Here is a 13,408-nt window from a genome sequence, read left to right as displayed (position 1 = left end):
GCGCGCGGCCCCGCGCACGAGCCGGCGTCCTGCCCCGGCGCCGCGGCGGAGAAGGGCCGCGGCGAACGGGAGTCGTGGCACCGGGCGGCGGCCCCGGCGGCCGGCACCGCCGGGGCGCGCCCGGGAACGCCGCCGTCCTGGAGGGGACGGGTGACGGCGGCGAGGAGCGGCTCGTAAGAAAGTGTTCTAGAGGTTAGAAAACTCTGTCCAGTTGTTTGCAAGAACATCTTGAGATAAGTTCAGCGGGAAATGTCATCATTTCCCGCTGGACTGGCCGTGCGGCCATTTTCCGCGGGACGGCGGAACAGGTAGTAATGTCCCTCACCGTGTCACCCACCCTCGATGCGCTCCTGGACTGCCCGTCGGCGCTGCTCGACACGACGTTCGACCAGTTGCGGACCTTCCTGGTGGTGCATGAGACGGGGTCCGCGCTGAGGGCCGCGCGTGCCCTGGGGCGTGAGCAGTCGAGCGTCCAGAAACAGCTCGACATCCTGAACCGCAACAGCCAGATTCTCTGCGGTGAGGTCCTGACCGTCCGGCAGGGCCGCGGCAGGGACTTCCTGTTCACGCCCACCGGGGAGGCCACCGTCGAACTGGCGCGCATGACGTTCGACAAATGGCTGGAGTCCATTCACTGGAGCCGGCGCCGGCTCGGCCGGATGCTCACCGTCGGCACCACCGAGTTCACCCTGCCGATCGTCTCCCGGGCCCGGGACCGCGTTTCGGAGGAGTTCCGGCAGCGCGAGGTCGAGTTCAAGGTCGCCCACGTCCGCACCAGGGACCTGTGGTCACGCCTGGAGACGCGCCAGGTCGACCTCATCTGCGGCAGCATCGTCAGCACCCCCGAGGGCGACCTGCGCCTGGAGGAGTACGAGGTCATCGAGTACGCGCGGGGCCAGGCGCTGCTGCTGACCAACCTGCCGGAGAGCGAACTGCCGGACACGCCCGTCGAGACCAGCCGCCTCGGCAGTGTCCCGCTCGTGGTGCCGCCGGCCGGTCTCGTCGCGGATCTGCTCGCCACCTGGTACGGGCCGGGCTTCCGCGACCGCCTCAACGTCGTCGCCTACATCGACGACGTCCATTACGGCCTGTCGTTGCTGCGCTCCGGCTTCGTCCGCGGCTGCATGATCGTCACCGGCTCGATCGGCCGCGGCATGGCCGCCCAGGACGACCCCGCCACCGTGCCGCTCCGCGCCATCGGACTGCACGACGATCTGGAGCCCAAGGCGGAACTCATGACGGGAGCCTTCGTCCGCCGCGCGGACCTCGAACGCTACGGCGCCGACCACCCTCTCAACCGCCTCTGGGACGCGGTGAAGGAGGACGTCCGCACCTACACACCCCTCGCCTGATCCGCCGCCCCCCGGGGGGCGGCGGATACGCCGCTACTTGATCTGGTTGTTGACCACGGCGAGGGTGGGCCGGGCACCCAGGTGCTTCATGGCCCGCGCGGCGAGGCGGCAGCCGGCGGTCAGCGCGTCGGCGGGCTGCTGGCCCTCCAGCCAGGGCGGAAGGAACCCGGCGATGAACGCATCACCCGCGCCGGTGCCGTCGACGATCTTGTCGACGGGCTCGGCGGGGACGGTGACGGGTTCGGGGCGGCCGTTGGTGTACCAGAGGGCGCCCTCGGCGCCGTTCTTGATGACGACCTGCGGATACCAGGCGGTCAGGACCTTGGCGGCCTGCGATGGCGTGTCGCGGCCGGTGAGGATCTCGGCCTCCTTGGCGTTGACGACGAGGAGGCGGGCGCCCTGCGTCCACTCCAGGAAGGGCTCGGCGCCCATCCGCTTGAGCGGGGAGGACGAGCCCCCGTCCACCGATACCGACATCTTCGCCTTGCGGGCGAGGTCCAGCGCGTGGATGGCCGCCTGCCGCGAACCCTCGTTGATCAGCGAGTAGCCGGACAGGTGCAGGTGGATGCCCTGCACGAACAGCTCCTTGCAGCGCTCGATGTCCTCGGGGAGGAACGCGCCGTTGGCACCCGGGTCGGACAGCATCGTCCGATCACCCTTGTGGGTGACCATCACCACACAGGTGCCGGTGGGACGCTCGGGATCCATGACGAGGCGGGCGTCGACGCCGTACCCCACCATCTCCATGTCCCGGTTCCGGCCTGCGATGTCGGAGCCGCGGCGGCCGACGAACGCGACCTCGACCCCCTCCAGGGCGAGCCAGGCGGCCACGTTGGCGCCCGAACCACCCCCGTGGGTCGTCACGGCGGCGGGCGTATCGCTCCCCTTGGCCAAGGGGTAGGCGGCACGGGCGACGGTGTCTGTCATGAGATCGCCGACCACGACCACGCGCGTCATGGAGTCATCACCTCGATCAACACGGCCCGCGCGAGCGGCAATTCCGGGCGTGTGCTCGACCGTAACAGCTCTTGAGCCCCGATTAGGTCTCGAACGCGCAGCGAAACCGAGGAAGCCCGGTTTTTCCGGCGCGGGCCCCGGGGGGCTCCGTGCCTTACTCTCGGGTACGTGACCGAGCGTTACCCGGATCAGTGGGAGGCCGACGTCGTCCTGAGCGACGGCGGGACGGCCCATCTGCGCCCCATCCGACCCGATGACGCCGACCTGCTGCGCATGTTCCACGAGCGGCTGTCCCCGGAGTCGATCTACTACCGGTTCTTCTCGCCGCGCCCGCAGCTGTCGGACCGTGATGTCGAACACTTCACCACCGTCGACCACGACCGGCGGGTCGCGCTGATCGCCACCATCGCGGGGGAGATGGTGGCGGTCGTCCGCTACGACCGGCTGGGCGAGCGGCCGGAGACGGCGGAGGTCGCGTTCCTCGTGGAGGACGCGCATCAGGGGCGCGGCCTCGGCGCGGTGCTGCTGGAGCACATCGCGGCGGCCGCGCGGGAGCGGGGCGTGCGGCGGTTCGTGGCGAGCGTGCTGCCCGACAACCGGCGGATGACGCGGGTGTTCCGGGAGGCCGGCTACCGGGCGGAGCAGCGGTTCGAGGAGGGCGTGATCGAGCTCGTCCTCGACCTGGAGCCGACCGACACGTCGCTGGAGGTCATGACGGCTCGCGAGCACCGGGCCGAGTCCCGGTCGATCCAGCGGCTGCTGTTCCCCCGGTCGGTCGCGGTGGTCGGGGCGAGCCGGGCGGAGCACAGCGTCGGGCAGACCGTCCTCCGCAACCTGCTGGCGGGGGACTTCAGCGGGCCCGTCTACCCGGTGCATCCGTCGGCGGTGGCGGTGGCGGGGGTGCGCGCGTACGCGTCCGTCCTGGAGATCCCGGACGATGTGGACCTCGCGGTCGTCGCCGTCCGTGCCGACGCCGTCCACGAGGTGGTGGAGCAGTGCGCGGGCAAGGGGGTCCGCGGGCTGGTCGTCGTGTCGTCCGGCTTCGGCGAGGTGGGGGACGAAGGACGAGCCAGCCAGGAACAGTTGGTGAGCCTCGCACGCGCCTATGGGATGCGTGTCGTGGGCCCCAACTGCCTGGGCATCGCCAACACCGACCCGGATGTGCGCCTTAACGCGACCCTGGCGCCGACCATGCCGGGACGAGGCCCAGTGGGGTTCTTCTCCCAGTCCGGTGCGCTCGGTATCGCGATCCTGCAGCGGGCGGCCGAACGGGGCCTCGGACTGTCGACGTTCGTCTCCGCGGGGAACCGGGCGGACGTCTCCGGCAACGACCTCATGCAGTACTGGGAGGAAGACCCGGCGACCAAGGCCGTCCTGCTGTACCTGGAGTCGCTGGGCAACCCCCGCAAGTTCGCCCGGCTGGCGCGCAGGCTCGGCCGCCGCAAGCCCATCGTCGCGGTGAAGAGCGGGCGCAGCACCCAGGGCGTCCCGCTCGGGCACGCGGCGCGCGCGCTGACCCTGCCCGACCACGCGGTCAGCGCCCTGTTCGACCAGGCCGGCGTGATCCGGGTGGAGGACCTGTCGGAACTGTTCGACGTGGCGCAGGTGCTGGCCTACCAGCCGCTCCCGGCGGGCGACCGCATCGCGGTCATCGACAACTCGAACTCGCTGGGCCTGCTGGCGCAGGACGAGGCCGTCGCGCTCGGCCTGGACGTCAGGCCGCGCCTCGACCTCGGCCCGAGCGCGGACGCCGACGACTACGAGGCCGCCCTCGCCGCCGCGCTCGCGGACGACACGGTCGACGCGGTCGTGGCGCTGTTCACGCCGCCGACGATCGGCGGCTTCGACGTGCGCGTCCCGGAGAAGATCCTCCGGCTCGCGGCCGGGAGCGGCAAGCCGATCGTCGCGACGTACCTCGGCACCGAGGGCGTGCCCGCCGACCTGCGCATCACCGGGCCGGACGGGATGCCGGCCGAAGGCTCGGTGCCGTCCTACCCCTCGCCGGAGGACGCCGTCCGCGCGCTGGCGTACGTGATCCGGTACGCGCAGTGGCGGCAGCGGCCCGCCGGCCACATGCCGGTGTTCGACGACGTGGACCGCGACCGCGCGCGCCTGCTGGTCGCCGAATGGCTGGGCGACGGCGGCCCGGTGGACGTCCCGCCGAAGCGGGCCGCGGAGCTTCTCGCCTGCTACGGCATCGAGATCGCCGAGGCCGGGGACGGGGTGCCGACCCGCATCGTCGTCCGGGAGGACCGCTCGTTCGGCCCGCTGATCTCGTTCGGCATCGCCGAGGAGACCGCCGACCTGCTCGACGACCGCGCCTACCGGCTGTCGCCGCTCGCGGACGTGGACGCGGCGGAGATGATCCGCGCGATCCGCACGGCGCCGCTGCTGTTCGGCCACCGCGGCGCCGAGCCCGTGCACGTGGCGGCCCTCGAACGGCTGCTCCTGCGCGCGTCCCGGCTCGGCTACGACCTTCCCGAGGTGGCGCGGCTGGAGCTGAACCCGGTCATGGCGAACGGCTCCGGCGCGGCGGTGTGCGCGGCGAGGCTGACGCTGGAGCGCCCCCTCGGGCCGCGCACCGAGATGGGGCCGCGCCGCCTCTAGCCGCGCCGCCTCTAGCCGGGAGGCGGTGGCGGGCTGGGCTCCGGCGTCGGCGGGATGGGGCCGGGTTCCGGCGGGATCGGCTCGGGGGGCGGAGCGGGCGGTGCCGGCTCCGGCGGGGGACCGGGCGGCACGGGTTCCGGTGGCGGCCCCGGCGGCACGGGCTCGGGCGACGGCCCCGGCGGCACGGGACCGGGAGGCTGCGGCGCGGGTCCCGGGGCGGGGCCGGGAGGCGGTTCCGGCGGCACCGGCGGCTGCGGCGGCGGGGCCGGGTCGGGGGTGGGCGGCGGCACCGGCGGCGGGCTCGGCAGGGGATGCTCGTCCATGCCCGTCCCCTACCCCGCACGCGCGCGAATGACCGCCCGCATGGACGGGTCATGTGCGCGTCCGCCCCCCGACAGGGCAGGATGGGGCCATGAGGGAAACCCGAGCGACCGCAAGCGGGTTGCGCACGGCGATCGAGCGCAGCGGTTACTACCCGGCCCTGGTCGCGGACGCGGTCGAGTCGGCCGTCGGCGACGAGCGTGTCGTCGCCTATGTCGTTCACCACGAGGCGACGTTCGACCCCGCGATGGAGGTGCGGCGGCATGTGACCGTGCTCGTGCTGTCCGCGACCCGGCTGCTGGTGTGCCACACCGACGAGCACCCGCCCGGAGAGGGGATGGCCCAGCCGCACGCGTCCACCACCACCGAGGCCGTCAAGCTGGAACGCGTCCAGTCGGTCGCGGTGACGCGGGTCGTCCCGGACCCCGCGTCCTACGTGCCGGGCGTGCCGCCCACCGAGGTCGTGCTGACCATCGGCTGGGGCGCGATCGCCCACATCGACCTTGAGCCGGCGACGTGCGGCGACGAGAACTGCGAGGCCGACCACGGCTACACCGGCAGCGTCACGGCCGACGACCTGTCGCTGCGGGTCAGCGAGGCGGCGGACGGGGCGGACGCGGTGGCCCAGGTGCTGGCGTTCGCCGAGGAACTGTCCGCCGCGACCGCCCAGTGACCGCCCCCGCCATGGAGCCGCCCGTCCCCCGGTACGGGACGGGCGCGCTCGCCGACCTGCCGCCCTCGGTGCTGGCGTCGCTGGGCGTCCCGGACGCGGTGAACGTGCTGGGCCTGCCCGCCCTGCCGCGCGCCTGCGTCCTGCTCGTCGACGGGCTCGGCTGGGAGCAGCTCAGGGCGCACCCGGACGAGGCGCCGTACCTGAACGCGATGGACGGCGGCCCGATCACGGCCGGGTTCCCGGCGACGACCGTCACCAGCCTCGCCTCGCTGGGCACCGGCGTGCCGCCCGGCGGGCACGGGCTGCTGGGCCTGCAGGTCGCGATCCCCGGCTCCGGCCGGCTGCTGAACTGCCTGCACTGGAAGGACGACGATCCCGACCCGGCGGTGTTCCAGCCCGTCCCGACCGCGTACGAGCGGGCGGCGGCGGACGGCGTCGAGGTCGGGTACGTGTCCCTGCGCCGGTACAAGCGTTCCGGGCTGAGCCGCGCCACCGCCCGCGGCGCCGACTACCTGGCCGCCGACGGCCTCGGGCAGCTCGTCGGGCGGGCCGAGATGGCGCTGCGCCGGGGCGACCGCGCGTACGTCACCGTGTACCACGCCGACCTCGACGCGACCGGGCACCGCTTCGGTACCGGGTCCGCCGACTGGCGCCACCAGTTGCGGTTCGTGGACATGCTCGTCCAGCAGATCGCGGCCGTCCTGCCGCCCGGATCCGCCCTGCATGTGACGGCCGACCACGGCATGGTCGACCCGTCCGAGCGGGTGGACGCCGACACCGTCCCCGAGCTGCGGGACGGCGTGGCGCTCCTCGGCGGCGACGCGCGCTGCCGCTACGTCTACAGCGAACCGGGCGCCCACGACGACGTGCTCGCCGCCTGGACGGCCGTCCTCGGCGACCGGGCCTGGGTCGTCCCGCGCGAGAAGGCCGTGGCGGACGGCTGGTTCGGTCCCCTCGGCGACGGGATGGCGGACCGCATCGGCGACGTCATCGCCGTCCCGCGCACCGACCTCGCGATCGTCGCGTCCGAACGTGAGCCGTGGCTGGACCGGATGGTCGGCATGCACGGCTCCCTCGTGCCGGCCGAGCAGCTCGTCCCGCTGCTCACCACGTCCCGCCCCTGACACCCTGCGGATGTGAGATGAACCAGGATTCGCCTCTCCCTAATCCGGGCACCGGCGGTCAAACTGGCCGTGTGCACCCTCTCATCGAAGTGTCCGCGTTGGACCGGCTGCTGCGGCGGACACCCGTGGTCCTGCTGGACGTCCGATGGCATCTGGCGGGGCCGCCGGGGATCGAGTCCTACCGCAGGGGACACCTGCCCGGCGCCGCCTTCGTGGACCTCGACCGTGACGTGGCCGGGCCGCCCGGTCCCGGCGGCCGTCATCCCCTTCCCGATCCGGTCGCCTTCGAGTCGGCCATGCGCCGCGCCGGCGTGTCGCAGGACGGCGTGGTCGTGGTCTACGACGACGCCGACTCCACGTCAGCGGCCCGTGTGTGGTGGTCGCTGCGTTACTTCGGGCACGAGCGGGTCCGTGTCCTGGACGGCGGCTACCGGGCCTGGACGGAGGCGGGCCACCCGGTGAGCACCACCGAACCCGAGGTGAAACCGGGTGATTTCATTGCGAACCCCGGCCGCCTTCCCGTCCTGGACGCGGAGGGCGCCGGAGAGCTGGCCCGGGCGGGCGTCCTGCTCGACGCCCGTGCCGCCGAGCGGTACCGCGGTGAGCAGGAGCCGATCGACCCCGTCGCCGGGCACATTCCGGGGGCCCGGAACGCTCCCACGTCCGGCAACGTCGGCGTGGACGGCCGTTTCCTGCCGCCCGGGCTGCTGCGCGAGCGCTTCGCCAAGCTCGGCGTCACCGACGCGCTCGACGTCGGCGCCTACTGCGGTTCCGGTGTCACCGCCGCCCACGAGATCCTCGCCCTGAACCTCGCCGGCATCCCCGCCGCCCTCTATGTCGGCTCCTGGTCGAACTGGGTGACCGACCCGTCCAACCCGATAGCCACCGGCGAGAGCTGACCCGCGGGGCATCAGCCGGCACCCATCGCCAGGAAACCGGCCGTCGCCGGGGTGCGGGGGAGTGCGGCGAGGGCCCGGGACGGGCTCTGGCCGGACGCGACGGCGGTGTGGAAGGCGGACATGAACTCCGGCGTCGCCTCGTCCCGGACGGGGGTGACGCTGGCGATCACCGTGGCGGTGCCGAGGGCGAGCAGGGCGCCGGCCATGCCGAGGACGGCGTCGCCCTCGTCGGCGCGGCCGACGTCGCAGGCGGACAGGACGATCAGGTGCGGCGGGACGGTCAGCTCGTCGAGGTCGTACACCATCAGCGGGCCGCCGGTGAGGCGCAGCCGGGAGAACAGCGCGTTGCCCTCGCGGAACTCGCCGTGGGCGGCGATGTGGGCGAGGGCCGCGCCGTCGAGGGCGTCCCGGACGGGTTCCGCGCGCGCGTCGGCGCCGTCCAGGACGACGGCCCGCGGGTGGAGGCGGTGCAGGGCGGCGATCTCGCGCTCGGCGTGATCGAGGCCGGGGCCCGCCACGAGAACGGTGTGCCCGTCCGGCGGAGCGGCCGCGCGGGCGTGGAGCCAGGCGCCCGCGGACGGGACGATCGTGAACGGGCGTCCGGACAGCGACGGGAATACGGCCCAGGGCAACCCGTGCAGCGCGCCGGTCGGGGCGATGACGAGCTCGCGGTCGCCGAGGCCCAGCGGACCGAGCAGCAGGTGGTCGAGGCGCCCGGCCGTGTCGGCCAGGGCGGCGAGCGCCTGTGGGTCGTCCGTCTCGGCGAGGCGGCGGGCGGCGAACCGGAGGAGGCCGGTCTGCTCGCCCATGTAGCCGCATTCCCCGAGATGACGGCGTTCGGTCCGGCCGCCCGCGACGGTGACGGCGTGCAGCTCACCACCGATCGCGATCATCTCGACGAGGGCGCGGTCGCCGAGTGCCGCGGTGAGCTCGGCCGCCTCGGCGGGCCGGGGCGGGGACGCGCCGGGCGGACGGCGGCGCGTCCGGGAGCGGACCCGTGCCTCCAACTCCGCCAGGTCCGCCGAGAGCGCGGACGGCGCACCGCCCTGCGCGGTGTCGGCCGTGTGGCCGGCGCTGAGGGCGCGGAGCGCGGCCAGCGCGGCGGCGCGCTCCAGATCCCGGGGCGGACGGACCCGGACCGGACGCGCGATCGCCCGCCGCCGTTCCTCCACGGCGAGCAGTTCCCGCGCCGAACCGGCCAGGCCGAGCCCGAACCCGGCCAGTTCGGAGGCGAATCCCGCCGCGCGCGCACGCAGGTCGAGCGCGCCGAGCACCTCTGCGTGCTCTTCGGTCACCTGGAGCCCGGAACTGACGGCCTCCACCGCGCCCTCACGGTCGTCACGTGCCGCGCGTTCGAGGGCCAGGGCATGCCATGCGGCGATCTGGGTGTACGCGGGGCCGCGTGCACGTCCGACGGCGGACAGCAGGTGCCCGGCCGGCCTGCCCAGGGTCAGCGCGACACGGGCCGCGACGATACGCGCCTCGTCGGCGGCATGCGGCCAGCCGCCGGTTTCCAGCCGTTCCGCCGTGGCGACGGCCGAACTGAGCAGGACGGTGGATCGTTCACCGCAGGCCCACCTGGCCTTCAGCAGGACATGCTCGGCCAGCAGCATCCATCCGGTGCGTTCCTGCGCGGCGAACGTGGTGCGGGCGTGTTCGGCCGCCTCCGTCGCCTGCTCGGGATTGCCGTCGGCCAGTTCGGCGTGGGCGAGGAGGAGGAAACCGTCCGCGACATCGCATGCGTACCCGTTCGCCATGGCCGATTCCAAGGCGGCGGTCAGGACGGGACGTGCCTCACCCGGCAGACCGGCCATGATGAGGGTCTCCGCCTGGTCGAACCGGCACTGGGCCAGGCGCTCGCCGGTCAGGCCGGGTTCGGCCTCGGCGAAGAGCCGAAGCGCGCGCGGGACGTCCCCGCGCCGCGACACCACAAAGGCCAGATTGCCCTTCGACATGGCCGTCTGATGACGCAACCCGGCGGCCTCACCGACGTCAGCGGCCTCCGCCAGGGCCTCCTCGGCATCGTCGTAATCGCCACGGAAGGCCAGCGCAAGACCAAGGTTGGTGAGCAGGCCGTTGAGAACGACCGGCTCGTTGCCTTGGCGTAGGCGAGGCAATGCGTGCGCCGCCACTTCGCGTGCCTCGTCCAGCCGCCCGGCGCGAGCCAGAGCGCATGCCTTGTTCGCGGCCAGCCGGTCTGCGTCGGCACCGTGCAGAACGGTCTCCGCCTCCCGCGCACGGGTGAGCGCCCCGGTGACATCACCGCGCGCGGTGAGCAGGCCGACGAGGTTCATCCGCACCTGGGCCGCCGCATAGCCCTCGGCCAGTTCCAGGGCGCGGTTCAGGAAACCGAGGCCCTCCTCCAGCCGCCCCAGTTCCTTGGCCGCCAGCCCGGCCACCCGCAGCGCGACGACCCCGCCGCCGTCCTCCAGCAGGTGCAGCGCCCGGGTGAAGGCGGTCGCCGGGTCCGTCGCCGCCATCCGCAGCAGGGAACGCTCGTCCCGCCCGGTCACAGCCGGATCCAGCTCGTGACGATCGACGTGCCGTCCTCCAGCCGGAACACCAGGCTGACCGGGCCCTGCGGGACGCGGAGAACGCGGAACAGCCCGGCGGGCCCGGCCCGCGACGTGAGCCCGTCCGGCGGCAGGTCCCGATGCCGGACCTCGACCACCGCCGCCGCGGCCGGAACGAGCCGCCCGGTGATCTCCCGGTGCCGGCCCTGCTCGGCGACCTCGATCTCCACGGTCGAGCCGGGGCAGGTGAACGTCAGCGTCCGGCCCGTCCCGCCGCGCACCCCGGCCGCCGTCCGCCCGGCCCGGTCGTGGGACAGTTCCGCCAGCGTCGCGGACGGCGTCCGCCACGCGATCGACGCGCGCGCCGCCGCCAGCACGTCCGGCGGCACCGGGTCCAGGATCTCGAACGCGTCCCGGACGCCGGAGATCAGCTCGTCGTCGTTCACGGGACGAGCCTCCGCAGCGCCTCCAGGCACCGCGCCCGGGTCGGGGCGACGCTGCCCACCGGGATGCCGAGCGCGGCGGCGAGTTCGGCGTGCGTCGGCGCCAGCGCGAACAGCCGCAGCAGCGTCCGGCAGCGGTGCGGCAGCGTGTCCAGCGCGGCCCCGACCCGGCCGAGCCGCTCACGCGCCGCGACCACCCGGTCGGGGCCGGGCTCCGGCCGCCGCGGCGCCGGCACCAGCGGCACGTCGCGGCTGCGCCGCCGCACCAGCCGCAGGCTCTCGTTCCGCGCCGTCGTGGCCAGCCAGCACCCGGTCGCGGCCGGATCGCGCAGCCCGTCGATCCGCTCCACCAGCCGCAGCCACGTGGTCTGCACCACGTCACCGGAGTCGGCCTCGTTCAATCCGTGTGAGCGGGCGATCGACCACAGCAGCGCGCTGTGCCGCTCGACCAGCCGGGCCCACGCGTCACCGTCGCCCTCGCGTGCCCGGACCACCAGCTCGTCCGTTCCGTCCCCTTGGGCCACCGAAGTCCTCCTCCCGAGGCCCCCCGCCATCGGCGGCTAACTCTAAGCCATCGGACGCTGACGTTCGGTGGTTTTCGGCTAATCGACGACCACGCCCAGATCCGGGAGGACGGGATGCGCGATCGGATCGAGCACGCGGTCGGCCGCCGTGACCGCGTCGACGCCGTCCGCGGCCGCGCGGGCGGCGATGCGTCCCGCGACCGCGGGCGCCGCGAACGACGTCCCGCTCCATGTCGCGAACCCCTCGAACAGGTCGGGATCGATGCCGTTCACGGGCGGTCGCACGCCGTCGAACGACACGAACGTGCCGGTCACATCGACACCCTGCGCGCACGCGTCCACCCACCAGCCGTGGTTGGAGAACCAGGCCCGGTCATCGCCGTCCAGCGCCGCGACGCCGACGACCGGCTTCATCGCGGCGGGCCAGAACGGGCGGTCGGTCGCCGCGTTGCCCGCGCACGCCACCACGACCGTCCGGCGGCCGAGCGCGGCGACCGCCCGCGCGAGCACCGGCGAGGGACGGTCGTCGTAGGTGTGGCAGCCGAGCGAGATGTTCACGATGTCCGCCCGGCCCCACTCCGCGAGCCACTCCAGTGCCCGGATCACCTCCAGTTCGTCGCCGACCCCGTCGCCGCCGATGACCCGGCGGGCCCGCAGCCGCGCCGCCGGCGCCCGGGTCAGCACGACGCCCGCGATGAACGTGCCGTGGCCGGCCTGCGCGTCCAGTTCGAAGTCCAGGTCGGCGTCCAGGACCTCCGCGACCTCGTCGCGCTGCTCGCGGTACCAGCCGGCGTCCGCGTACCAGGGGTGCGGCGACAGGCCCGTGTCCAGGATCGCGACCGTCACCTCCCGGCGCGCCGCGGCGGCCCGCGGCGCGGGCAGGGGAGCCGCCGGGCGGGGCAGGTCCGCGGGCCCGCTCCACCACATCGGCTGACCGAGGACGAGATGGTTCGGCGCCGCGTTCAGCCGGCGATGCCGCCCGCCCGTGCCGAGCAGGGCCGTGAGTTCGCACACGTCCACCTTCGCGGGGGCGCGCAGCCGGATCCGCGTGACACCGGACCCGTCCTGCCGCGAGTCGTACCAGCGCCGGACGAGGTCCTCGGCGGCTCCGGCATCCGGCCCGGTGACCAGGATCTCGTCCCGGCGGATCAGTGCCGGCCGTCCCGGCAGCGGCTCCACCACCGTCGCGTCCGGGTGGCGTGCCAGCACCCGCTCCAGCCGTGCCTGCTGATCTAACATCGGTCCTCGCTCTCGCCGGGTCACGGCCTCGGACACTTTTGCCTCGCAGGGGACCGTGAACGCCTATCTTGTCGTTCAACCCCGGTGACCGCCGCGCATCGTATGGTCAAGCGGTCGATAAACCGTGGTCTCCCGGTGGTGCGAGACGTGCCGATGATGCACAATGAGGGACGCGGAAGCCGACTTGGGACGTACGAGGCCGTAGGGGAAGACGAGCCTCGGTACAGATCCAGGAGGTCCGGTGACCGCACGTGGCGTCTTCTACGTCCACTCTGCGCCGCCTGCGCTGAGCCCGCACATCGAGTGGGCCGCCGCAGGTGTTCTCGGCGTGCCCGTTTCCCTTGAATGGGCGGATCAGGCGGCCGCGCCGGGAACGTTGCGCGCGGAGCTTCATTGGGAGGGCAGGCCCGGCACCGCCGCGGGCATCACCTCCGCGCTGCGAAATTGGAAACTCGTGCGGTTCGAGGTCACCGAGGACCCGACGCCCGGCAGCGACGGCGTCCGGTTCAGCTTCACCCCGTCCCTCGGGGTGTTCTCCGGCGTCATCGGAGCCAACGGCGACATCATGATCCCCGAGGACCGGCTCCGTTCCGCCATGGCCAACGCCGCCCTCGGCAAGGTCACGCTGGATCAGGAGCTCGAACGCCTCCTCGGCACCCCGTGGGACAACGAACTGGAGCCCTTCCGCAGGGCCGGCGACGGCGCCCCCGTCCGCTGGCTCCACGCCGCCGTCTGAGCCGCCGGCCCGGAGCGTGC

Annotated in this window: 11 protein-coding genes; 6 read left to right on the top strand and 5 right to left on the bottom strand. The window is 73.6% G+C overall.

Annotated features, from left to right (window positions below; translation table 11 throughout):
- Window positions 1–326 precede the first annotated feature (326 nt).
- The gene (locus tag ACQP1N_RS23565; RefSeq protein ID WP_207394117.1) at window positions 327–1,352 is read left to right on the top strand and encodes a LysR family transcriptional regulator; all 1,026 of its coding nucleotides are present in this window, start codon (window positions 327–329) and stop codon (window positions 1,350–1,352) included.
- Window positions 1,353–1,385: 33 nt separating this feature from the next.
- Here ACQP1N_RS23565 and ACQP1N_RS23560 read toward each other — a convergent pair whose 3' ends face one another.
- Window positions 1,386–2,309, bottom strand: a complete 924-nt coding sequence (locus ACQP1N_RS23560; protein ID WP_433226664.1) for a carbohydrate kinase family protein — start codon at window positions 2,307–2,309, stop codon at window positions 1,386–1,388.
- 168 nt (window positions 2,310–2,477) lie between these two features.
- Between ACQP1N_RS23560 and ACQP1N_RS23555 the strand changes: the two genes are divergently transcribed.
- The 4 genes from ACQP1N_RS23555 to ACQP1N_RS23540 all read left to right on the top strand — a co-directional run bounded on the left by ACQP1N_RS23555 (window position 2,478) and on the right by ACQP1N_RS23540 (window position 7,933).
- Window positions 2,478–4,916: a GNAT family N-acetyltransferase gene (locus ACQP1N_RS23555; protein ID WP_067807958.1), complete on the top strand. Its 2,439-nt coding sequence runs from the start codon at window positions 2,478–2,480 to the stop codon at window positions 4,914–4,916.
- 412 nt (window positions 4,917–5,328) lie between these two features.
- A complete protein-coding gene (locus ACQP1N_RS23550) occupies window positions 5,329–5,910 on the top strand; it encodes a DUF5998 family protein (protein ID WP_067807268.1) in 582 nt (193 codons plus the stop codon).
- Window positions 5,911–5,921: 11 nt separating this feature from the next.
- A complete protein-coding gene (locus tag ACQP1N_RS23545) occupies window positions 5,922–7,034 on the top strand; it encodes an alkaline phosphatase family protein (protein WP_067807273.1) in 1,113 nt (370 codons plus the stop codon).
- Between the two features lie 71 nt (window positions 7,035–7,105).
- Window positions 7,106–7,933: a sulfurtransferase gene (locus ACQP1N_RS23540; protein WP_067807264.1), complete on the top strand. Its 828-nt coding sequence runs from the start codon at window positions 7,106–7,108 to the stop codon at window positions 7,931–7,933.
- Between the two features lie 11 nt (window positions 7,934–7,944).
- On the opposite strand, the gene ACQP1N_RS23535 is transcribed toward ACQP1N_RS23540, so the two are convergent.
- The 4 genes from ACQP1N_RS23535 to ACQP1N_RS23520 form a co-directional block, all read right to left on the bottom strand.
- Complete coding sequence (locus ACQP1N_RS23535; protein WP_433226661.1) at window positions 7,945–10,446, bottom strand: CHAT domain-containing protein; 2,502 nt, start codon at window positions 10,444–10,446, stop codon at window positions 7,945–7,947.
- Complete coding sequence (locus tag ACQP1N_RS23530) at window positions 10,443–10,892, bottom strand: hypothetical protein (RefSeq protein ID WP_067807261.1); 450 nt, start codon at window positions 10,890–10,892, stop codon at window positions 10,443–10,445. The genes ACQP1N_RS23535 and ACQP1N_RS23530 overlap by 4 nt, the downstream gene beginning before the upstream one ends.
- A complete protein-coding gene (locus tag ACQP1N_RS23525) occupies window positions 10,889–11,413 on the bottom strand; it encodes an RNA polymerase sigma factor (RefSeq protein ID WP_242608921.1) in 525 nt (174 codons plus the stop codon). The genes ACQP1N_RS23530 and ACQP1N_RS23525 overlap by 4 nt, the downstream gene beginning before the upstream one ends.
- Window positions 11,414–11,491: 78 nt before the next feature.
- Complete coding sequence (locus ACQP1N_RS23520; RefSeq protein ID WP_433226658.1) at window positions 11,492–12,652, bottom strand: S8 family peptidase; 1,161 nt, start codon at window positions 12,650–12,652, stop codon at window positions 11,492–11,494.
- A gap of 241 nt (window positions 12,653–12,893) precedes the next feature.
- On the opposite strand from ACQP1N_RS23520, the gene ACQP1N_RS23515 reads away from it, so the two are divergent.
- On the top strand, window positions 12,894–13,388 hold the full coding sequence (locus ACQP1N_RS23515; protein WP_067807251.1) for a DUF3145 domain-containing protein: 495 nt from the start codon (window positions 12,894–12,896) through the stop codon (window positions 13,386–13,388).
- The last annotated feature ends 20 nt before the right edge of the window (window positions 13,389–13,408 follow it).

Source organism: Actinomadura formosensis (genome assembly GCF_050948385.1).
In the GTDB taxonomy this organism is placed as follows: Bacteria; Actinomycetota; Actinomycetes; order Streptosporangiales; family Streptosporangiaceae; genus Spirillospora; species Spirillospora formosensis.
The sequence above is the reverse complement of the archived record's forward strand: the minus strand, read 5'-3'. Positions and strand labels throughout refer to the sequence as shown.